The sequence below is a fragment of the Pseudarthrobacter sp. IC2-21 genome (genome assembly GCF_034048115.1).
GTDB classification, from domain to species: domain Bacteria; phylum Actinomycetota; class Actinomycetes; order Actinomycetales; family Micrococcaceae; genus Arthrobacter; species Arthrobacter naphthalenicus.
Genome location: NZ_CP139145.1, coordinates 2,309,636 through 2,331,458 on the forward strand (window position 1 = coordinate 2,309,636; position 21,823 = coordinate 2,331,458).

Sequence of the window (21,823 nt, forward strand, 5' to 3'; positions counted from 1 at the left end):
AGCCGCCGTCCGGGCAGGATCCTTTCCATACCGGGCATTTTTGCCATGCATTTTCGGTGCGCGCGAGTGCCACGATTGGTTGCATGACAACCTTTCCGGCACGGCAGGCAGAGACGGTTCCCACTCCCCCGGACCACCCGGCAAAAGGCGCGGCCCGCCCACCAGAGGCTGGTCCGGCCCCCAGGGAACACCCGGGCTGGCTCGTGGCCGCCTCACTGGCCACGGGCGTCCTCGCGGCCCTGCTCCTGGCCTTCGCCCCGTTCATACCCGCCACCGAAACCGGGATGGCAGGCGGCATTCTGGTGGGCCTTGGGCTCGGATGGGTCATGCTGGTTGTGCTGTCGGCCCTGTTCACTTCCCAGCCGCAAAAGTGGGTTCTGGTTCCGGCGCTCTTTATGGGCCTGGGCGGAATCCTTCTGCTGGCTTTCGGTGCCCCGGCACAGGATGTGTTCACCTGGGCGGGGCCGCCCGCACTGCTGGCGCTGGCGGTATGGATGGCATTCCAAGCCCGGCGGCAGCTTCGTAGCCGGGGCGGAATCGTCCTGCTTTACCTGGTGACCGCAATGCTCGTCATGTCTTCCGTGGGCGCGGGCTTCGAAACCCTGCAGCAAGCGGCGAGCAAGGCGGTTTCTCCGCCGCAGGGGCAGCTGATCGACGTCGGCGGTCACCGCCTGTACCTGAACTGCACCGGATCAGGCAATCCCACCGTTGTGATCGAACCGGGGGCCGGAATGATGTCCGCTGACCTTGGTTGGATAGCGCCCGCTGTTGCTCGCGAGACCAGGGTGTGTGTCTACGACCGGGCAGGCCGCGGGTGGAGCGATCCGGCAGGAACCATCCAGGATGGTGCGCAGACAGCCGCTGACCTCCGCACGTTGCTGGAGCGCGGGAATGTCCCGGGACCGTATGTGCTGGCTGGACATTCCTTCGGCGGCCTCTACGCACTCGCATTCGCCGCCCGATATCCCGAAGATGTGGCCGGGCTGGTCCTGGTGGACTCCACCGCACCGGCATCCGCCCCGGCATCAGGGCACGGCACGAGCCAGGGGTCCGAGGACACGATGAAACGTGCCTCCGCGCTGGCTTCCATTGCAGGGCGTCTCGGGGCGGGAAGGTTGCTTGGGGCCACGCCCGGCCACCTCAAAGGCACAGCCGACGAGTACATTCGCGCAGGCTCGTCGGCGCAGCAAGCTGCCGGGCTGAGGAACTTCAGTGATAAACCGCTGGTCGTCCTGACCGCAGGCACCGGCAGCCAGCCCGGCTGGGCTGCATCGCAGGAAGCCCTTGCCTCACTCTCGACGAACAGCCGGCACCGGATCATCGACGGGGCAACCCACACCTCATTGATCACGGATCAGCAGGGCGCGGCTGCGACAATCCGCGGCATCCTCGACGTCGTCGCCGCCGTGCAGACTGCCGGCCCGCTCAGGCCGTAGGCTAGCCCCAGCACCCTCTCTAAGGAGTCCCATGGCCGGCCTTGTTCCCGAGTATCTGACGTTCGACTACAGCTGCCGGTTCCGCGGTGTTCCCGGCGTGCACCACGACCCGGAGGACTACCCCGTGACCTGGTCCGTCACCGCCAAGGGGACCGTCTGGGACGAGGATGACGACGGCGCGGACGGCACGGAGGTCACTGTCGGAGAAGCCCGCCTGTACCTGGTTCCGGACCCGGGCATCATCGATCTCTTCCTGACCCTGGACGCCGGCAACCCGGAAGTGGCCGGCGTCGGTGAGATGCTCACCCTCAAGCGCCCGGACCTTATCGAGGACATGGTCCTGGGCGGGGACCTGCTGATCGTTTCCTCACTGTGGATCGAACCGAGGTTCCGCGGCAACAAGCTCGGCCACGCGGTCCTGAAGGCGATCCTCGGCACCATCGGCCGTTCAACCGTCCAGGTCATCCTGCAGGCCGCCCCCGCCCCCGCCGAAGGGGTCCCCGAGGAGGGCACCCCCGAGCACGACGCGGCCAAGGCTGCCCTGCGCCGTTACTGGGAAGCGTTCGGGTTCCAGCAGGCCGACGGCGACTACCTTGTCCTTGACGACATGGCAGACGTTCTGGACTGATCCACACCCGGCGGGCGCCCGGGATACCCGCGCCGGGACATTCCGGACAAGGGGCGCCCGATCCTCGGTGGCCGCCCTGATTTTGGCATTTCAAGGGCGCGGAGATTCTGCCAGAATAACTCCCGACGGCAGGTCAAGGAGGCCGCAATGGGAAGAATCGTCGTGATGAACCACGTGACGCTGGACGGGGTGATGCAGGGGCCCGGGAGGCCGGACGAGGACACCCGGGGCGGATTCATCCATGGTGGCTGGGCCAGCCGCTCCGCAACGCCCGGCGACGCGGAGGCCAACGCTATGGGCGAAAGGATGGCGGCCGGGGGCGGCTTGGCCGGATGGCTGTTCGGACGACGTACCTATGAGGACCTGCTCAGCTACTGGAACCAACAACCCAACAGCCCTTTCGGCCCTCTGCTCAACAAGGCGTCCAAGTACGTCGCATCGACCACGCTCACCGAACCGCTCCCGTGGCCCAACTCAACGCTGCTGCGAGGCGATGTCGCCGTCGCCGTGGGCCGGCTGAAGGCGGAATCCGACGGCGTTCTGGCGATCATGGGCAGTGGGGAGCTGCTCGCCGCCTTGATGGCTGCAGACCTGGTCGACGAGTACTTGCTGATGATCCACCCGCTGGTGCTCGGCACCGGCCGGCGGCTGTTCCCGGAGACTGCGTACCTCGCGCTGCGACTTATCGAGAGCACCACGACTGCTGCCGGCGTCCTGATCGCCGTCTTTGAGCCTGCGAGGGACCGAAACCTCGGGGCCTAGGGGATACTCTCGGCGGCTTCCTGTTCCCCAAGTCCTTGTCCGGTGGGTGTCTCCTTGGAGAGCCATTCGTTCTGCGGCCGTGAATATTCTTGAGCGATTCTTGAGGTTTTAGGATCCGGGGGACTTTAGGATCAGGGAAGTGCCTGCTGGCACAAGCTGATGGCTGTCCTGAATTGGCGGCCTTGACGATTGCGGGGACCGATCGCTGTGTTCAAGTTTGTGAAAATTCTTACCGCTGCCCTTGCCGTCTGCGCCGGCTTGACGCTGACCGGGGTACAGCCGGTGCAGGCAGCACCGGCAACCGCCCAGGTTCTGCTTAGCCCTGCCTCCGGGCCGGCCGGATCCGCTGTCACCGTCAGCGGCACCGGGTTCAAGGTCTCGACCTCGGGAACCGTCATCGCAGGCTCGACGACGTTCGCCTTCCGGACGGCGTCAAACGGTTCGTTCAGCACATCGATCACCGTCCCGGCAGCAGCGACGGGAAAGCTGACGATTACTGCGAAGACTTCATCCGTTCAGGCTTCCTCCGTCTTTACCGTGACCGCGGCCGCACCGGCGGCGCTTCCGCCCGTCAGCACGGCCGGCCTGCGTTTCGGGGTCGCCACCAGCGGCGGGCCCCTGGCCAGTGGCGAGCTCGATGATGTGTCCCGGGTTGCCGGCGAAAGCCCGTCCAGCATTCTCTTCTACAAGGATTTTCTCCAGGCACCGCCCATCGCTGAGATGGACGCGGCACGGGCCCGTGGTGCCGTGCCCCTGGTGACGTGGGAGCCGTGGGCCTGGGGCGGGGGGCTGGACCAGCCGGCTTATGCGCTCGACAGGATCACGGCCGGGGACTTTGATGCGCGCATCACCCAGTGGGGGCAGGCTCTGGCCGCCTGGGGTCATCCGCTGCAGTTGCGCTTCGCGCATGAGATGAACGGCGACTGGTACCCCTGGGCAGAAGGAGTTAATGGCAACGCGGCGGGCGACTATGTTCAGGCCTGGCGCCACGTGCACGACGTCGTCGCTGCCACCGGCGCATCCAATGTGTCCTGGGTATGGAGCCCCAATGTTCCCTATTGGGGTTCCACCGATTTGTCCGGCCTTTTCCCGGGCGCCGGATACGTGGACGTCGTCGCGCTGGATGGGTACAACTGGGGTACGTCCGCGTCGTGGAGTGGCTGGATTTCACCGCAGGATCTGTTCGCACCCGGAATCGCCCAGTTGAGGTCACTCGCGCCGGGCACTCCGATTCTGATCGCCGAGACAGCCTCCAGTGAAGCTGGCGGATCAAAGCCCGCATGGAACACGGATCTGATCTCGTATCTGGCCGCGCAGCCGGACGTGATGGGTTTCGTTTGGTTCCATATGCAGAAGGAAGCTGACTGGCGCATTAACAGCAGTGACGCCTCGGCGGCAGCCTTCAAGTCCGGGCTGGCGGCGCGCCGGGCGTCCTAGCTGCGGGACCGGTTAGGGCCGCGCGGCGGGGTTTCGGCGGACGAGTGCGATCATTGCTGCGCCGATCAGCAGAATCCCGAGGGCTGTCAGCAGGCCTGCGCCGATGTTGAGGCCGGTGTAGGCCAGGGCCGCGCCGGACGCGGGGATGGCGGTGTTCATTCCGTACATAGTTAGTTGATTTCCTCTGCTGTGTATTGCGCTTCCCAGCGGTCGATGCGCCGCCGGGTGATCTTGGTGATTAGTACTGCCCACCAGGAGGCAATGAACCATCCCGAGCGCAGCCACATGAAAATTTCCTGCGGGAAGAAGGTCGCCGCAATCAGGATGTCTTTCCAGTCGCGGTGCGGTATCCGCAGTGCCCGTTTGATGTCCAGTGCCACAAACAGGATGGGCACGAGCCACCAGAACAGAACGACCTGGAAAGCCCCGAGAGTTATGGAGAGGACGATGACGATGATCCACAGAAGTTTGAGGAAGACGCCTAACAGGCCCATGGCCTGCTGGGCCCAGTCGCGCAGCGTCAGGCGGTTGAACCCCAGGGCGAGCAGATCCTCGACGGTGCCGACCTGCCATTTCATCCGCTGACCCCAGAGGGCCTTGAGGGACTTCATGGAATCGGTGTAGGCCCGCACGTCCGGTGAAACCTGGCAGACATACCCAAGCTCCCGGATTCGGTAGGTCAGCTCAAAGTCTTCAACCTGGGAGGTATATACCCAGGGGCCGTCCCGGTCCTCTCGGGCGGCGATGCGCCTCAGGACCTCGTTGTTGATGGCGCAGCCGGTTCCAGCCAGCACGCTCGTCCGGCCCAGGCGCAGCGTGGTGTCGGTCCAGGTCGCGAACTCGGCCTTTTGCAGCCGGCTGAGTAGGCCGGGGTCCTGCATGGTGAACTTCGAGGAAGAACCTCCCAGGATCGCCGCTGATTCATCAGCAAATTCGCGGTCCCAGGCCGCCAGCGCGTTCGGCGGCAACACCGTATCGGCGTCCAGGCAGATGACGATATCCGCGTCATAGGCGTACTCTGCCCAGGCGCGGTTCAGCGCCTCGGACTTGCGGTGTTCCAGGCGGGGCAGCTCCATCACTGTGACCGGATATTTGCGCGCTTCGCGGGCCGTCTCATCCGTGCAACCGTTCGGCACCACCACGATCAGATCCGCCGGCCGGACTTGGATCATCAGGCCGTCAAGCGTTGCCCCGATTGATCCGGCCTCGTTATACGCCGGAACCAGGACCACCATCCGCAGCCCGGAAGCGGCGGTGGTCGTCTTCCCCGGCGCTGGGGCTGGCGACGTGATCTGCCCGGCGGCTCGGACGCTCCGGCGGTCCCTTGCATCAACTACCAACGGCAGGGCGGCGGACATGGACATGGAGCCTCCTTCTGGACTTGGCAATGTCCCGGAGGGACCTGCAAACCCAGCTAATAGCCCCTATCTCAGAATTAGACCCGGCTGCCCATCAAGGTTGAATAAATTGACATCAAGTCTTGCTCAAGGAAGCGACAGCTGGATATTACTTAGTCAGCTGATTCGGTCGATTGGGCTCTGACCTGCGCTTATGCACAAACATGTTGCCCACGATTCGCGAGGCCAGGGCGAACCTTCGGAGTTTCGCCGCGCAGGACCGGCCACGCCGGGAACCTGGGGGTTGAGCCCTTCATCCCGTGCCGAGCTCCCGGGACGTCACGATGACGGGGGCGTCGGACGGCTTGTGGGCGCTAGAGGGATGATTGTGCGGTATTTGCCGCCCGCAGTCTGTTGCGGGGTCTCTGAGCTTGGCTCCACGGCGACGTGGCCCAGACCGAGGCCGGTAAGCAGGTCAGTGATCCCCTGTTGGACCGCTGCCCGCACCTGCTCGGCGTCCGCGCCCAATTCTGGGCGCAGGCGGACGGAAAGATGGGCAGGAGCAGTCTGGACTATCTGGAACAGCTCCACCCCGGGGGTCCCGTCGAGGACGGTGGCCAGCGCCAGCGGGGGTACTGCGACCGTGCCCTGGCCGTCGGCGATGGGAAAGACGAGCACATCGGAGGACCGTCCTTCCACGCGCAAAGCGGGCGCCGGATTACCGCATACGCACGGGACCGGCTTCATTAACACCCTGTCCCCGACGTCATAGCGCAGGATCGGTAGGATGCGGTTGGCCAGGTTCGTCAGAAGTACGGTGTGTGAGACCACCCCCGGCGGCACGGGGCGGCGGTCGGCGTCGACGGGTTCAAGAATCACCCAGTCCTCGAGTAGGTGCAACCAGCCCTCGGCGCAACCGGAGGCGACATAGCCGGACTCGGTGCAGCCATATATTTCCCGCACCGGCGCCGCAAAGGCACGCTCAAGGCGAACCCGTTCGTCCGGCGGCAGGCCCTCAGCAGTGCTCAGCACCAACAACGGGCTAACCCGCAGCCGTCCTGCTTCCTGCTCGCTGGCCAGCAGGCGCAGCGCACTTCCATAGGCGCCAAGCACCACCGGGCGGATAGCGTTTAGTTCGGCCACCAAGCCGGGCAGGGGGCGATGGACCGAAAGAATCCGCAGCTGCCGGTGGCGCCGGGGCTTTTCCCGCATCTCCCGGGTACTCGCAGCCACGGACAGGAAGTGCCCGCCTGTGGCTACCACCATCGCAACATTGGCCCTTGAGGAGAGAAGCCGCACCAGCTGACGCACCGACAGCCAACCAGCGGCCAACCGCGTAATCAGCCCCGAAGTTACTGCCCAATAGCGGTCATCGAGCACGAACAAACCCCGGGTTCCAGTGGTTCCGGCGGTGGTGGCCACCAAGTACTTCCCCGCGAACCGCTCCCCGATCCGGGCTGGGTCCGCCACGAACTCCTCAACCGCTGCACGGGTGACCGCGGGGTCCGTAAGCACCTGATCGAAGTGGGCCATCAACGTGGGCTTATCCGTCACCGGCAAAACAGTGACGTCCTCAACCCGTTCAGGCAGCCCCCGGTACAGTTCCAGGTAATAGGCCGAATGCTCGCGGGCAAACGCCAGCAGGTCCGCCAGACGCTCCCGCTGCCCGGTACGGATGGCCTCTCTGCCGCGTCGGTGGGTGCGATACGCGTCCCACCACACCCGCCGCGCATCGCCCCGACGGTCCCGGAGCACATCTCCTCGTGGTGTTCCCATGGTCGATTCTAGGAATGGATACTCCTGCCAGAACAGAGACTCGCCCCGAAAGGCGGCGAGTCATACTGTGGAACCATGGACGCTGCAGCAGCTAACGCCTTGGCCATTCCGCCGGTACCAGTCCACCGCCCCACGACGGTCCCTGAAGACACCATCACCCTCGCCGCCGGGGTATGGCTCCTCGCCGGGACCTATGTGGACGGTTGGGCCCACAACAACCTCCATGACCTTGAGACCTTCTTCACCCCTTGGCACGCGGTCCTCTACTCGGGCTTTGCTGTCTGTGCCCTCTGGCTCGCGGCCCTGACGTGGCGCCGGCATGCACCGGGTGCGCGGTGGACGGAAGCGATCCCGGCCGGCTACGGACCGGCGGCGGCAGGCGTCGTGCTCTTCCTGGCCTCCGGGGCGGCCGACTTTGCCTGGCATTCGGTGTTCGGCATTGAACAGAACCTCAAAGCGCTGTTCAGCCCGTCCCATCTGGGACTCGCTGCGGGCGGATTCCTGATCCTCAGCGCTCCGTTTTCCGCCGCATGGAATGCGCCAGTGCGGTCACGGTCACAGCTGGTTCCGGCCTTCGTGAGCGCGATGCTTTCCGGCATGGTCGCGGCGTTCATCCTGCAGGAATTCGCTGTCTTCGCGCGCCACGGGCTCGTTCAGACTTACGCCGGGCCGGCCGGACAGTCCGCGGTGGCCGCTCCGACGTCGTCGGGCATCTTGGTTGCCCTGGGATCCTTCTTTGTCTCAACGGTCGTGCTCTTCGTGCCCGTCCTGTTGCTGTCGCTGCGCTGGCACCTAAACGCGGCAGTGCCCGCGGCCATGGCATTCGTCCCCTCCGTGGCGATGCAGCTTATGGTGGCGATGCGGGACGCTTGGCTGGTGCCGGCAGCCCTCGTCGGTTCCGTGCTAGTGGGATTGGTGTGGGCCGTGGTCCGCCCGGCTCCGGGCCGCCACGGAAGAATCATGACCGCTGCGGCGCTCTCCCCCGTCGTGTTCTGGGCCGCGTACTTCGCCGGCGTGGCGCTGCACGACGGGGCCCTCAGCTTCTCCCCCGAGATTTGGGGCGGGACGCTCGCCTGGACCGGGCTCGAGATGCTGGGTCTGGCCGTACTCACGCTCAAAGGGGGGTCTACGGCAGGCCTGCCGCACCGGCGATAGCACCGCCGGCGCCCTCCACCGCGGCGAGCATGGCATCCCGGGGGGCGCCCCGGTCGACCACACCGAACGGGCCGTCACCCTGATCCGCGAGGGTGGGTCTCCCGACGCTGCGCCGGTCCTCCGCACGGACGAGGAGGGGCCAACAGTGCCAGAAGTATTGCAGAAGCCTGCTGTCGGAGTACGAATGCCCAGGTGAAGTCGAACGGTCCGGGAGGGAAATCGGGCGGAACGCGCAGGACGAGGGCGCTGCCGGTATCCACGCGGCCTACCTCAAGGTCTGCGGAAGCAGCCGGATCCAAGTGGAAACGGTCGCCTAATTTAATGTCCTGCCACTCCGGATGGATGCGGTCGGCGCCCCGGGCATCTCGCCTTCTACTTCGTCAGCTGTGGCACCCCAGCGCAGGTAAGAGCGCCGAAACAGGAACCCCAAGGTCAGCACTGCGGTGGCCACTGCTGGCCCGGCAGGATGTTGCACATTCTGTGCCGCCATCACGTCGGCCCTGTTGTCGTTAGATGGGCGAAAATACTCTTCTTCACGGGGGTCTTTCTATCGGGGATGGGGGGCCCGGACAAAAAGGCGCCCCGAAGTCTCTGGTCCTCGATGCTGCCAAGGCGTATATTCCGTCCATGGCAAAGGATCCGGTCCAGACCAACCCGGCTAATTATCGGGTGGCCTTTGAAAATGAACGTGTACGCGTGCTCGAGTATGTCGACTCCCCCGGGCACGCGACAACCGAACACAACCACCCCGACAGCGTGATGATCACGCTTAGTTCTTTCCGCCGCCGGATCTCGTCCAACGGGAATTCAATGGAGGTGGAGCTACCTGCCGGAGTCGCGCGCTGGGTGCCCGCACAGCAGCACTCCGGAGAAAACATCGGGGCGACCGACACCCACACGTTCTTCATCGAACTCAAAGAATCCCGCCCGTCTCCCGATGGTGCGACAGAACACTTGGGACCGACACCCTCCTAGTTCGCTCCTCGGTCATGCCAGTTGTCTTCCTCGCGTACCGTACGGCAGCGTCCCGGAACGCCAGCTTTCAGGACTAGGGATTGACGTTCCGGTGGGCTCAAGCCGGTGTCCTCGTAGAAATCCGGCGTCTACTCGAAGATTTCGATGCGCGGTTCGCCCTGAACACCGCCCCGCTGCATGGCTTCCTTCAGGTCCTTCCGGCCGAAGAATGCCTTCGCGGTTTCTACATTGTCGAAATGGTGGATCACGAGGACATTGTTCGGATCATCGGCCATCCGGTACACGGATGCCTGGCTGACCCCGCCGTCGTTCTGCATGTCACTCACCGAGTCATAGACTTTGCGCCATGCGTCGTAGTCGGCGACCCGGTGAAGGATGATTGAAACAGCCATGGCTTCTCCTTTGAAGCGTGCCGCGCCATGTGCTCCGGACGGTCCTTGGGTCGAACGCTGCAGCCCTTGATCGTTGGGGGCGCGTACACAATTTGCCTGCGGCGACCCGGACTGAGCCGTCCAAAGCTGTATTACTCCCACGCTGACCAGGCTGTCAACGGTCCGCATTTTGCCCTGAGGTCGCAGGGATTGTTCCAGGGCTGCTGATCAGTCCGTTTGCCGGCGGCCGCGCACCCTGATGACCTCAGCGACCCCGCCCAAGGCCATTGGGTAAGCCACGACGGCGGCCACGTACCGCTTCAGGTCGTAGGGGTTATCCAGTGTCGCCCATCCCACGAGAGCCCCCGGCAGCCCGACACAGATGGTCACCCAGAGGCGGTTCTCCCGCGCACCCGACCAGACTGCGGACGTGACGGACAGTGCGCAGCCGGCGAAGATGAAGCGATTGCCGATCCAGACCTGTTCCTGATCGGCTGGCACGGGCAGCCAGATATGCCAGCCGGCACGCCAGATCCCGTAGCCGATCATGGCCATCGAGGCGAGGACAAGCAGGACCCACGCGATGGTTCCAGCCCGCCGGCGCCCTGCATCAGACATCGTCATCCCCCTTACCCCTGAGCTTAGAGTGCCCGGGGCCTGGCAACTCTGGTGAGCCTACGACGAATGACGGTTCGTTTCTCTGTGGAGTATTCATGCGGCGCCAATGCGGGGTGTTCGCACTCGGTCATTTGCTTCTAGACTGGCGCCATGGACACCACAACGGATGAGCCCCGGCTGCGCGCCGCGGTGACAGCCCTCACCGGCGGACCTGCGAGCCATTCACCCCAGGCCGGCGCCGACGCCTGAGCCGTAGCAAAGGCATCTCGCCAGGGCCGGTGCGAGTCCCGGAATAAGGAGCAGACCATGCCGGATCCGGAGCCCACCCAGTGATGTTTGGGAAGGTCGCCCTGGTTACTGGGGCGAGCCGGGGCATCGGGGCAGCCATCGCGGACGCCTTGGCACGCGCCGGTGCACACGTTGTTCTAACCGCGCGGGATCAGGATGCTTTGTCGCGCCAGGTGCAGGTCCTGAAGTCGGACGGGCTCCAGGCCACGGCCGTCCCCGCTGACGTCAGGGACGAGGCTTCTGTGAAGGCTCTTCTGGCGGAAATTCGTGAGCGGTGCGGACGTCTGGATGCCGCGGTGAATAACGCCGCGGGCGGCGGCCGGCCGCCGGCACCGTTAGGCGAGTGGACGGTTGAAGACTTCGACGGGGCCATCGCCGTGAACCTGCGCGGAGTCTTCCTGTGCCTGAAGTACGAAATCGAACTCATGCTTGAGACCGGAACCGGTGCAGCGATTGTGAACATGTCATCCACCGCTGGAGAGCAGGGCGTCGCCGGCCTCACCGGGTACACTGCGAGCAAGTTCGGGGTCGGTGGCCTCACCCGCGTGGCGGCCCTGGACTACGCCGCCCAGGGAATCCGGGTGAATGCGATTGCTCCCGGACCGATACTTACCGACCGGCTCGCCGCTGCAGGGCAGGCGGCCCAGGACGGGGTTGCCGCGACCGTACCGCTGGGCCGGATCGGTGTTCCCGGCGATGTTGCCGCCGCAGCCCTCTGGCTGTGCTCAGACCAGTCCTCGTTCGTCACCGGGACCGTGCTTACCGTCGACGGTGGCCGGCTCGCAGGAACACCGGCGTTCAAGGTCAGCGGTTGAGGCCGCACGCCTTCACTACGGGAGCTCGGTGTCTGGAACTGGACCAGACATATCCGCCCTACCGGGGCCAGGGATGGTTGACACACTCACTCGATCGAGGCGATGTACGCAGCTACGCTTTAAGGGACAAGAATGTCAGACCGGAGGCACATATGCCAGTACTCCTAATCGCCCGTTTTCGTGGGGACGTCGAAGAATTGACTCGAGCGTATGATCGGGCACATAAAGTGATCATGGATGCTGGCGGACCGCCTGGAGAACTGCGGCATCATTGCGCGCTAGGCGACGGCCCACTCTATCTGATCGGCGTATGGGAGTCCGAGGATCTGATGAGGACACGCTTCGCCAGTGAGGGCTTCAATAAAATCCTCGCTGAGTCTGGGTTCCCTTCCATGGACGAAGCCGAGATCACGATTCTGGATCTACACGCAGTCGAACCGCCGCTTCTTCCGCCTACAGGCCTCTCCCCGGGAACCCCTGCCCCCCAGGCCAGAGGCGTTTGAGGTTGTTTGGTTGCCCGGTCGAACGCCAATACCTCGTTATTGCCATCAAGATCCTGCTCTCAGGCAGCGTTGAACGAATGGGGGATGTTTCCGGAGCGCGATAGGCCCTCCGGGTCAGCCACTGGACTCGAAGTCGTCCTCCTGGAAGCCTCCCTCGGCCTCACCTGAGCCGCCCGGCCGGGAGCGGGTAGCCCCTAACCCTCTAAACAGGTACCGCGCCCAATGTACGCCGCAAGTGAGCTCGCCTAATGTGTGAAGCGGGGCCGGCGGTGAGTGGCGCGATCTATGGTCGTCGCACCACCCCCAGCCATCGCTGGCCCCTTCTACTCCGCCGCTTCCGAATCGCCCGGCCTTCCTGGGTGAGGCTGGCCCACTGTCGGCCCGATAGGCTTTCTCCCCATTACTACCGCCAAACGCCGCGCATCCTACCCGGAGTGGGTTCATATGTACCGGCAGGGCATCCCATCATCGAAAATCGCTCTCGATACCGGCGCGCCGTCGAGCACCGTCAGGTATCGCCTTCACCTGGCCGGTCGGGACGACCCCACTCTCCGTGACGCCCGCAAGGCTGCGCTGCGAGCTGTCACCCGCAAGACCTCCGCCGGCCAGCGGAACCTCGATGACATCATCGCGTTCCACAAGGCGGAGGGCCGACCGCCAACAACGGGCGGGCAGGCACCGCGGAAAAGGCACTGGGTGCTTGGCTGCACCGCCGCCGGCAGGACGCCGCAGTAGGTGCCCTTCCCCCGCCCACCGGGATGCCTTGAACATCGTCCCGGGCTGGGAGTACCGGCCACCTGAGAGGCCGACAACGCTGCCCGCTCGGGCCGCCGACTCGCTGAGCTGATCGAGTACCGCGCCGCCGGCAACGACTGGCCCCGGCACAAAGGGTGGCGACGATTCCCTCCCCGTTTGTGGCTAGTAGTTCTAGAAGCTGGGAGACCGGGTCCAGGATCCCGGGCCCGTGAGCGAAAAGCATCCTGGCTGGATGCAGTTCGCTGAGTTTGCGCAGCGAAAGTTCAGCTTCGTCAGCGTCCGCGGTGAACGCCGAAGGTGCACGGGTCAAAGTCCCTGTCACGGTGGCTACCGCATCCCCGACAAACAGGATTCCATCATCCTCCTGCAGCAGGCTGATGTGGCCCTTCGTGTTGCCCAGTTAGCTGCAGTGCGTTTTCCCCGTTTTGCCGAAATTGCGCCGCAGACGGAGCGATTTTTCTGAGTCAGGATCGCCTTCAACCTGATAGGCAGTGCTGTCGTCACAAGTCGCACCCATCGTCTCCGGGACGTGACTTCAACGGCAGCAGGGGGACCTCCGTCGCGTGGGTGCGACGGGCTAAATGAGTAATGTCCGGGCATGCGAGTACACTGAAGGAATCGAACATATATTCGAATAAAGGTGTGTTGTGGGCGTTATTGTCGGTCCCCGCGTGATAGACGCGGGCGTGTCTTTGTTGTCGGTGCTGATCTCCCCGGTGCCGGTCGCTGCCGGGTACCCCTCGCCGGCACAGGACTACTTTGATGGCCGGATCGATCTGAACGAGCACCTGATCAAGGACATCACCAGCACCTACGTGGTCCGGGTCTCCGGAGACTCGATGGAACGCGCCGGGATCAGCGATGGCGATGAACTGATCGTGAATCGGGCGCTGGAGCCGCGCGACGGGTGCGTGGTCATCGCCGTGCTGGACGGGGAGCTGACGATCAAGCGGCTGCGGATGACCCCGGCCGGGGTGGTGCTGCAGGCGGAGAACCCGGCCTATCCGGACATCCGGGTACCAGCCTTGTCTGACCTGATCATCTGGGGTGTCGCCACCCGGTGCCTGCACCATGTCTAAGCCGGCTTTGATGCGGCAGATGCCGCAGATCGCGCACGTGGACGTGAACTGCTTCTACGCCTCCGCCGAACGGGCCTTCGACCCGTCGCTGGAGGGCCGGCCTGTTGTGGTGCTGTCCAACAATGACGGCTGTGCCGTCACCCGCTCCCCCGAAGCCAAAGCCCTCGGCATCCCGCTTGGCGAGCCCTGGTTCAAACTCGCACCCAGGGCCAAGGAATGGGGGCTGGTTGCCCTGTCCAGCAACTACGAGCTCTACGGCGACATCAGCGCCCGGGTCATGGAACTGCTGGGCCGCTACTCAGCGTGGCTCGAGGTTTACAGCATCGACGAGGCCTTCCTCGGCGTCAAAGGCACCCCGCCCGAACTCCTCGCCCTGGGGAGTGAGATGAGGACCGCGGTCCGGCGGAACGTCGGCGTGCCCGTCTGCGTCGGCATTGCCGCTACCAAGACCCTCGCGAAGCTGGCGAACAAGTGGGCGAAGAACAACCGGGCGTTCGGCGGGGTCTGCCACTGGGACTCCATCCCCGCATCAGAACGCGAAGGGCTCATGGGCCGGCTCTCGGTGATCGAGATCTGGGGTGTCGCCACCCGGCTGACGAAGCGGCTGAACGTGATGGGTATTTTTTCGATCCTGGACTTGTCCCGGGCCGATCCGGTGATGATCCGGGACCGCTTCTCCGTTGTGATGATGCGCACCGTCCTGGAACTCCAGGGCACCCCGTGCATCCCCATGGAGGAAGAACGCATCGGGCGGGACCAGCTGATCTTCTCCCGCTCCTTCGCCACACCCATCACCACCGCCGCCGGGATCCGCCAGGTCATGAGCGTCTACGGGCAGCAGGCGTCCGCCCGGCTGGCCAAGGTCCTGACCGCATTCGCCGGAACCTCCCACTACAACGCGCAGGACACCTCCTACCCCTCGGTCTGTGTGCCGCTGCCGATGCCCACCGCCGACCCCGTGATCCTGACCAAGGCCGCCCACGCCCTCCTCCCCTCCGTCAACGAGGGCATCCGGTACGCCAGGGCCGGGATCATGGTCACCGACCTGCGGCCCACCGGCAACCAGCCACCCCTGGCCTTGTTCGAGAACCCGCACGAGGAACGCCACATCGGGTCCCTCCTCGAAGACGTCGCCAAGCGGTACGGCCGCGGCTCCATCGGCCTCGGCCACGCCGGGATCCGCGGCGGGCGGGACTGGACCATGAAACGGGACATGCTCTCACCCCGGTACACCACCCACTGGGACGAACTCCCCCTCGTCAAGGCCGCCTAAAATCCACGCACCGCCTGCACGAAGGTCTGGCCCCAGGAATCCAGACGCGTCAGTGCCCCCTGATCCTGTAGCTCTCCAGTGAGCACATGCCGCCGTGGTGTCCTCCCAGGCCAGAAGCCAAAAGAAGGGCGCCCGGAAAATGTTGAAGCAGACCGTTCGGTTAAGAGACCGCGTCCGTCCGTCCGTGAGTTTCCGATCTATACAGGGTGGACATACGTCTTGTACTCCTGAAACTCCTCAAGGGCTCGTGGTCCCCTGAGACGGCCCAGGCCGCTTTGCTTGAACCCGCCTTCCTCGAACTGGTCGGCCATGACCACCCAGGAGTTGGTCCACACAGTTCCGGCTTTGAGCCCTCGGGCCACCCTGAGAGGTCGGTCAACGTCCCGGGTCCAGACCGCCGCGGAAAGCCCGTATCGGGTTCCATTGGCCAAAGCGACGGCTTCGTCCTCGGTGTCGAAGACTTCAAACGTCGCCACGGGGCCGAAGACTTCCTCTTGGACGATTTCGCTCTCTACGTTGTCCACTTCAAGAAGACTCGGTCGGTAGAAGGCGCCGCCCGCGACAATGAGGCCGCCACGGACCAGCGGCTTCGCCCCCGCGTCGATGGCCCTACGTACAAACTCATCGACACGGCCGGCGCTGGCAGCATCGATCATGGGGCCAATGTCGCTGCTCAGATCATCGCCCGGGCCAGCCACGACGGCGTCGAGGGCCGCGGCGAGCCGTTCCCGAAGCCTGCCGCTCACACCCCGCTGAACAAGGATTCGGGAGCCGGTCATACAGAACTGGCCTGCAAAGACCGTCACGCCTTTCGTCAGGACCGGCACGGCCCGGTCAAGATCAGCGTCATCGAACACGATCATCGGCGTCTTTCCGCCGAGCTCCAGCAGGACCCGCTTGAGCGTGGGCGCAGCGCCCGCCATGATCTCCCGGCCCACGCGCGTGCTTCCGGTGTATGAGAGGGCGCCGACGAGCGGCGACGTTACAAGCTCCCGGGCGAGCAGGTCCCCTGACTCGGTGAGTGAGCTGAGGACACCGGGTGGGAGACCGGGCGTGTCGGCATAGATCTCATGGAGGATGCCATTCACAAGCGCTGTCTGCGAGGGCATCTTCACCACCGCGGTGCAGCCGGCGGCAAGAGCCGGGGCAAATGAACGGACCGAGAGGATGACCGGCGAATTCCACGGGACGATGACTCCGGCAACACCGACTGGTTCAGGTACTGAGGACATGTGTAAGCCGGCCCGGACCTCCGCCGCGCGCCCAGTTGAGGTCAGGGCCAGGGCGGCGCAGTAGCGGAGCGTCGCGGGCGCACCTCCCACCTCACCTTGGGCCTCCCCCACGAGCTTTCCGTTCTCCCGCGCGAGCATCTTCGCTAACTCTGGGCTGCGAGTCTCAATACGGTCGGCGAGCTGATTGAGTACCTTATGCCGAAGCTGCCTGTCCGATGCCCAATCAGTCTCGCCAAACGCCCTGCAGGCGCCCGAGAGGGCCCTGTGCACCTGCGCCTCATCGGCGTCCGTGTAGGACCCCAGAGCGGACCCGTCAGCAGGTGACCGCGACACGCTCACGTTTGGGCCGACGCTGAGCTCACCATCGACAAAGTTCCCGGCTTCTGCCGCCTGCAACCCGACCGTCATAGCCCTCTCCTAACGACGTAGCACGCCATCACGCCCATCACGCCGCGAACGCCTTCGCATGAGGCTCGTTTAGCGGGCCTCTGCCCGTAGGCATCCCCAAGAGGACTCGCAGACAGAGGTGATCAGACACTGAGGCTACTGCTAGGGAGAGCGCACCACTAGACCTTTCATCTTGAAGGGGTCCATACCGCTTGAGCGGCAGCGCCGGGCAACCCCCCTGCTGGCAGGGCCGACGCCGGCCTCGCCGCCGACTGAGCTCCAGCAGACGGCCCATCAGTTGAACGGTCTAAGGGTGGATACCGTCGCCAGACGGGCTAATAAAGGAAGTCGAGATGTCCGACCTCGCCGCGCCTCTGGGCGACTTTCAGGGCCACCCGAACCGCCTTAGCCTGAATGTAGTTGAACGTCCTGACCACTTCTTCCGGAGACGCGCTGCTCTTCTCTAGTGAACACGCGACCAAGCGACCTGGACGGCAGCTCAAGGCAATTGCTTTGGGCGGCCGTGGGTCTTGGCTGAGGAGCGCGATGGCACCTTGAATCCGGGCACGCTCCTCCGGAAGCAGCACCCGTTCAGGGCACCCCCGCCCGGTCCCGGAGTGGTTACCGATCAAACGAAGTAAAAATGACCAACTCGTTGCATCCGGTCGTGACGCTGCAAAGCGCAGCGAAGCCGACCGGGACGGCCAGCCAGGAGAAGCGAGCGGGGCCCGAGCATGGCGCTCACCGAGGTCAATGCCATGGCGGCACTGCCGCCCCAGAAACCGACAGCGATGGAGATCACCCCCGGCGGAAATCCTCAGTGCCGACGTCGCCCGGCAGGGTAGGACATTGACGCAGACAAAGTGCAGACATGAGCATACGATGCAGTCATTACCACGCCGGCTGTCCGGCGGCGGTGCCTGCACTGATGGCTCTGGGGGAACACAGTGAAGCAAAAAACAGCAATCATCACCATTGTCATCGCCCTGGTGCTCGCCGTTACGACTGCGCTCTATATTGTCCGGGCTACTGAAGACAGGGTTACTGCGGATTTTGTCGCCCGGGTCGATCGCTTCGCCATTCCTGCCGACTGGAAGCAGGAGTCGGAAATTGTCCGGCCGGAGCGCTTCCTGTGCATGAGCCCCAATCCGTGCCCGAGCATCTCCAAGCGCTGGGATGCAGGCAAAGAGACCTCCCTGGATGAACTCAAGTCAGTGATCTCCGGGGTCGGCTTTGAGATGAAGATTGAAAGGAACTGCCAGCGGCGGGGCGACGCCATCGGTAACACGACTGTCTGTGAGGCCACGGGAAATGACGGTGCGTATGACTACATCCTGAACGTCGCCAGCCCCGATCCAAACGAACCCAACACCATTGTGCTCAGCGTGCAACCACACTTGTGATTCTGCAAAATCCTCTGAACGATTTATCTAGTCACTGGAGAAAAGGACGAGTCCCCTGAGAGCATGCAGGCCGCGCCCACGACCTTGAGCCGCAGGCCAGGGCGGCATTTCCGTTCAGTAACCAAGGGGGGTAAATGCTGTGCGCCCGAAACTCCCCACTACTTAACCGCCGCCACGTTGACGGCAGCACTCGCAGCTTTGGCGCTGATCGCTCCGCCGGCATCCGCTGCGGATCCGTTGACCGAATGTGTGCCAACGTGGAGACGATCTTTGCCCGGGCTCCCATGCATCAGCAGATAGGGCCGCTCATTCAGGATGGCCAGAGGTTCAGAAGACGAAGACTAGAAGTCCCAGTCCTCATCCTCAGTGTTGACAGCCTTGCCGATTACGTACGACGAACCTGACCCGGAGAAGAAGTCGTGGTTCTCGTCGGCGTTCGGGGACAGTGCCGAGAGGATGGCCGGGTTCACGTCGGTGACGGACGCCGGGAACATGGCTTCGTAGCCCAGGTTCATCAGGGCCTTGTTGGCGTTGTAGTGCAGGAACTTCTTGACGTCCTCGGCCAGGCCCACGGAGTCGTAGAGATCGTGCGTGTACTGGACCTCGTTCTCGTACAGCTCGAAGAGCAGCTCGAACGTGTAGTCCTTGATCTCCTGCTTGCGCTCCTCGGACAGGCCTTCGAGGCCCTTTTGGAACTTGTAGCCGATGTAGTAGCCGTGCACGGCTTCGTCGCGGATGATCAGGCGGATCAGGTCAGCGGTGTTCGTCAGCTTGGCTCGTGAGGACCAGTACATGGGCAGGTAAAAGCCCGAGTAGAACAGGAAGCTCTCCAGCAGCGTGGAGGCCACCTTGCGCTTCAGGGGGTCATCGCCCTGGTAGTAGTCCATGACGATTTGCGCCTTCTTCTGAAGGTTCGCGTTCTCGGTGGACCAGCGGAATGCCTCGTCGATCTCCTTGGTGGAGGCCAGCGTGGAGAAGATGGAGGAATAGCTCTTCGCGTGCACCGACTCCATGAAAGCAATGTTGGTGTACACCGCTTCTTCGTGCGGGGTGATCGCGTCCGGAATCAGGGAGACGGCGCCTACTGTTGCCTGCACCGTGTCCAGCAGGGTCAGGCCGGTGAATACGCGCATGGTGAGCTGCTGCTCGTCCGGGGTCAGCGTGGCCCACGACTGCACGTCGTTGGACAGCGGGATCTTCTCCGGCAGCCAGAAGTTATTGACTAGGCGGTTCCAGACGTCTACGTCCTTGTCGTCCTGGATGCGGTTCCAGTTGATCGCTTCGACGTGGCTAAGCAGCTTGACCTTCTCGGTCATGTCATCCCCTAAAAGTTGGGTTGGTTCTTTGAAGTTAAGCGTACGACGGCGGGCGGGCACCCGCCGTCGTACACTCACCGATTTAGTTGAAGATTAAAGCATGCAGCTGACGCAGCCGTCCACCTCGGTCCCTTCCAGCGCGAGCTGGCGGAGACGGATGTAGTAGATGGTCTTGATGCCCTTCTTCCAGGCGTAGATCTGGGCCCGGTTGATGTCGCGCGTGGTGGCGGTGTCCTTGAAGAACAGCGTCAGGGACAGGCCCTGGTCCACGTGCTGGGTGGCGGCGGCGTAGGTGTCGATGACCTTCTCGTAGCCGATCTCGTACGCGTCCTGGTAGTACTCCAGGTTGTCGTTCGTGAGGTACGGCGCCGGGTAGTACACGCGGCCCAGCTTGCCTTCCTTGCGGATCTCAATCTTGGACGCCACCGGGTGGATCGAGGAGGTGGAGTTGTTGATGTAGGAGATCGAGCCGGTGGGCGGCACAGCCTGCAGGTTCTGGTTGTAGATGCCGTGCTTCATGACCGAAGCCTTCAGCTCGCGCCAGTCATCCTGCGTGGGGATGTGGATGTTCTTGAACAGCTCCGCGACCTTCTCGGTCTGCGGCACCCACTCCTGCTCCGTGTACTTGTCGAAGAACTCGCCCGAGGCGTACTTGGACTTCTCGAAGCCGCCGAAGGTCTGCCCGGTCTGGATGGACAGCAGGTTGGAGGCGCGGATGGCGTGGTAGACCACCGAGTAGAAGTAGATGTTGGTGAAGTCCAGGCCCTCTTCGGAGCCGTAGTGGACCCGCTCGCGGGCAAGGTAGCCGTGCAGGTTCATCTGGCCCAGGCCAATGGCGTGGCTCTGGTCGTTGCCGCGGGCGATGGACGGCACCGAGGTGATGTTGGACATGTCCGAGACAGCCGAGAGGGACCGGATGGCCGTCTCGATGGTCAGGCCGAAGTCCGGGCTGTCCATCGTCTTGGCGATGTTCAGCGAGCCCAGGTTGCAGGAGATGTCCTTGCCGGTCTGGTCGTAGGACAGGTCATCGTGGTACGTGGTGGGCTGCGAAACCTGGAGGATCTCCGAGCACAGGTTGGACATGATGATCTTGCCGTCAATCGGGTTTTCCCGGTTCACGGTGTCCTCGAACATGATGTACGGGTAGCCGGATTCGAACTGGATCTCGGCGAGCGTCTGGAAGAACTCACGCGCCTTGATCTTGGTCTTCTTGATCCGGGAATCGTCCACCATTTCGTAGTACTTCTCGGTGACCGAGACGTCGGAGAACGGCATGCCGTAGACCTTTTCGACGTCGTACGGGGAGAACAGGTACATGTCCTCGTCCTTCTTGGCCAGCTCGAACGTGATGTCCGGGATGACAACGCCCAGCGAGAGGGTCTTGATGCGGATCTTCTCGTCCGCGTTCTCGCGCTTGGTGTCCAGGAAACGGTAAATGTCCGGGTGGTGCGCGTGCAGATACACAGCACCGGCACCCTGGCGGGCACCGAGCTGGTTGGCGTAGGAGAAGCTGTCCTCGAGGAGCTTCATCACGGGGATAACGCCGGAGGACTGGTTCTCGATCTGCTTGATGGGGGCGCCCACTTCGCGGATGTTGGTCAGCGCGAACGCCACACCGCCGCCGCGCTTGGACAGCTGCAGCGCCGAGTTGATGGACCGGCCGATCGACTCCATGTTGTCTTCGATGCGGAGCAGGAAGCAGGAGACCAGCTCGCCGCGCTGGCGCTTGCCCGCATTCAGGAATGTGGGGGTGGCCGGCTGGAAGCGGCCTTCGATGATCTCGTCCACCATCTGCATGGCCAGCTTTTCGTCGCCGCGGGCCAGGTGCAGGGCCACCATGCAGACACGGTCCTCGTAGCGTTCCAGGAAACGCTTGCCGTCGAACGTCTTCAGTGTGTAGGACGTGTAGAACTTGAACGCGCCGAGGAACGTCTCGAAGCGGAACTTCTTCTTGTACGCGCGGTTGTAGAGCTCGCGGATGAAGTTCATCGTGTACTGGTCGAGGGTTTCGCGCTCGTAGTACTGGTTCTTCACCAGGTAGTCGAGCTTCTCTTCCAGGTCATGGAAAAAGACGGTGTTGTTGTTCACGTGCTGCAGGAAGTACTGGTGGGCAGCCTCGCGGTCCGCCCCGAACTGGATCTCACCGTTCGGGCCGTAGAGGTTCAGCATGGCGTTGAGCTCGTGATAACCCAACCCCTTGTAGGCGGCCGGCATCTCAGGCTTCTCGAGGTCGACGCCGTGCTTCTCGACGGCGGCACTCGCGCGGGTGCCCTGGC

General features: G+C 63.8%; 20 protein-coding genes. 11 read left to right on the top strand and 9 right to left on the bottom strand.

The window, feature by feature from the left end:
- The first annotated feature begins 83 nt into the window (after positions 1-83).
- From SBP01_RS10630 to SBP01_RS10645, 4 genes are all read left to right on the top strand, one after another.
- Positions 84-1,436, top strand: coding sequence for an alpha/beta hydrolase (locus SBP01_RS10630; protein ID WP_320535758.1), 1,353 nt, complete (start codon positions 84-86; stop codon positions 1,434-1,436).
- Positions 1,437-1,467: 31 nt separating this feature from the next.
- Positions 1,468-2,064 carry a hypothetical protein gene (locus SBP01_RS10635; RefSeq protein WP_275215758.1) on the top strand — a complete coding sequence of 199 codons (597 nt, stop codon included), beginning with the start codon at positions 1,468-1,470 and terminating at the stop codon, positions 2,062-2,064.
- Positions 2,065-2,211: 147 nt separating this feature from the next.
- On the top strand, positions 2,212-2,826 hold the full coding sequence (locus SBP01_RS10640) for a dihydrofolate reductase family protein (RefSeq protein WP_320535759.1): 615 nt from the start codon (positions 2,212-2,214) through the stop codon (positions 2,824-2,826).
- A 219-nt stretch (positions 2,827-3,045) separates the two neighbouring features.
- A complete protein-coding gene (locus SBP01_RS10645) occupies positions 3,046-4,263 on the top strand; it encodes a glycosyl hydrolase (RefSeq protein ID WP_320535760.1) in 1,218 nt (405 codons plus the stop codon).
- 12 nt (positions 4,264-4,275) lie between these two features.
- Here SBP01_RS10645 and SBP01_RS10650 read toward each other — a convergent pair whose 3' ends face one another.
- From SBP01_RS10650 to SBP01_RS10660, 3 genes are all read right to left on the bottom strand, one after another.
- Positions 4,276-4,422, bottom strand: coding sequence for an LPXTG cell wall anchor domain-containing protein (locus SBP01_RS10650; protein WP_275215755.1), 147 nt, complete (start codon positions 4,420-4,422; stop codon positions 4,276-4,278).
- A gap of 11 nt (positions 4,423-4,433) precedes the next feature.
- Positions 4,434-5,627: a glycosyltransferase family 2 protein gene (locus SBP01_RS10655; protein ID WP_320535761.1), complete on the bottom strand. Its 1,194-nt coding sequence runs from the start codon at positions 5,625-5,627 to the stop codon at positions 4,434-4,436.
- A 312-nt stretch (positions 5,628-5,939) separates the two neighbouring features.
- Entirely contained in the window at positions 5,940-7,376 is a 1,437-nt protein-coding gene (locus SBP01_RS10660) for a phenylacetate--CoA ligase family protein (protein ID WP_320535762.1), read from the bottom strand.
- A gap of 75 nt (positions 7,377-7,451) precedes the next feature.
- On the opposite strand from SBP01_RS10660, the gene SBP01_RS10665 reads away from it, so the two are divergent.
- A complete protein-coding gene (locus tag SBP01_RS10665; protein WP_320535763.1) occupies positions 7,452-8,531 on the top strand; it encodes a hypothetical protein in 1,080 nt (359 codons plus the stop codon).
- 627 nt (positions 8,532-9,158) lie between these two features.
- On the top strand, positions 9,159-9,506 hold the full coding sequence (locus SBP01_RS10670; RefSeq protein WP_275215751.1) for a cytoplasmic protein: 348 nt from the start codon (positions 9,159-9,161) through the stop codon (positions 9,504-9,506).
- Positions 9,507-9,634: 128 nt separating this feature from the next.
- Here the strand turns inward: SBP01_RS10670 and SBP01_RS10675 are convergent, their stop codons facing one another.
- Complete coding sequence (locus SBP01_RS10675; protein ID WP_275215750.1) at positions 9,635-9,898, bottom strand: hypothetical protein; 264 nt, start codon at positions 9,896-9,898, stop codon at positions 9,635-9,637.
- A 207-nt stretch (positions 9,899-10,105) separates the two neighbouring features.
- On the bottom strand, positions 10,106-10,495 hold the full coding sequence (locus tag SBP01_RS10680; protein WP_320535764.1) for a hypothetical protein: 390 nt from the start codon (positions 10,493-10,495) through the stop codon (positions 10,106-10,108).
- Positions 10,496-10,827: 332 nt separating this feature from the next.
- Between SBP01_RS10680 and SBP01_RS10685 the strand changes: the two genes are divergently transcribed.
- Both SBP01_RS10685 and SBP01_RS10690 read left to right on the top strand, forming a co-directional pair.
- The gene (locus tag SBP01_RS10685) at positions 10,828-11,598 is read left to right on the top strand and encodes an SDR family NAD(P)-dependent oxidoreductase (RefSeq protein WP_275215769.1); all 771 of its coding nucleotides are present in this window, start codon (positions 10,828-10,830) and stop codon (positions 11,596-11,598) included.
- A 947-nt stretch (positions 11,599-12,545) separates the two neighbouring features.
- Positions 12,546-12,836, top strand: a complete 291-nt coding sequence (locus SBP01_RS10690) for a hypothetical protein (RefSeq protein ID WP_275215748.1) — start codon at positions 12,546-12,548, stop codon at positions 12,834-12,836.
- On the opposite strand, the gene SBP01_RS19770 is transcribed toward SBP01_RS10690, so the two are convergent.
- The gene (locus tag SBP01_RS19770; RefSeq protein ID WP_414004296.1) at positions 12,727-13,257 is read right to left on the bottom strand and encodes an MBL fold metallo-hydrolase; all 531 of its coding nucleotides are present in this window, start codon (positions 13,255-13,257) and stop codon (positions 12,727-12,729) included. The genes SBP01_RS10690 and SBP01_RS19770 overlap by 110 nt on opposite strands.
- Before the next feature lie 247 nt (positions 13,258-13,504).
- Here SBP01_RS19770 and SBP01_RS10700 point away from each other — a divergent pair, with 247 nt between their 5' ends.
- Both SBP01_RS10700 and SBP01_RS10705 read left to right on the top strand, forming a co-directional pair.
- Complete coding sequence (locus tag SBP01_RS10700) at positions 13,505-13,936, top strand: translesion error-prone DNA polymerase V autoproteolytic subunit (protein WP_320535766.1); 432 nt, start codon at positions 13,505-13,507, stop codon at positions 13,934-13,936.
- Positions 13,929-15,209, top strand: coding sequence for a Y-family DNA polymerase (locus SBP01_RS10705; protein WP_320535767.1), 1,281 nt, complete (start codon positions 13,929-13,931; stop codon positions 15,207-15,209). The genes SBP01_RS10700 and SBP01_RS10705 overlap by 8 nt, the downstream gene beginning before the upstream one ends.
- Before the next feature lie 197 nt (positions 15,210-15,406).
- Here SBP01_RS10705 and SBP01_RS10710 read toward each other — a convergent pair whose 3' ends face one another.
- Complete coding sequence (locus SBP01_RS10710; RefSeq protein ID WP_320535768.1) at positions 15,407-16,849, bottom strand: aldehyde dehydrogenase family protein; 1,443 nt, start codon at positions 16,847-16,849, stop codon at positions 15,407-15,409.
- A gap of 926 nt (positions 16,850-17,775) precedes the next feature.
- Here SBP01_RS10710 and SBP01_RS10715 point away from each other — a divergent pair.
- On the top strand, positions 17,776-18,231 hold the full coding sequence (locus SBP01_RS10715) for a hypothetical protein (protein WP_320535769.1): 456 nt from the start codon (positions 17,776-17,778) through the stop codon (positions 18,229-18,231).
- Positions 18,232-18,572: 341 nt separating this feature from the next.
- Here the strand turns inward: SBP01_RS10715 and nrdF are convergent, their stop codons facing one another.
- Together nrdF and nrdE are read right to left on the bottom strand one after the other, a co-directional pair.
- Positions 18,573-19,547, bottom strand: coding sequence for a class 1b ribonucleoside-diphosphate reductase subunit beta (gene nrdF, locus SBP01_RS10720; protein ID WP_320535770.1), 975 nt, complete (start codon positions 19,545-19,547; stop codon positions 18,573-18,575).
- Between the two features lie 93 nt (positions 19,548-19,640).
- Positions 19,641-21,761, bottom strand: coding sequence for a class 1b ribonucleoside-diphosphate reductase subunit alpha (nrdE, locus tag SBP01_RS10725; protein WP_320538324.1), 2,121 nt, complete (start codon positions 21,759-21,761; stop codon positions 19,641-19,643).
- Between the last annotated feature and the right edge of the window lie 62 nt (positions 21,762-21,823).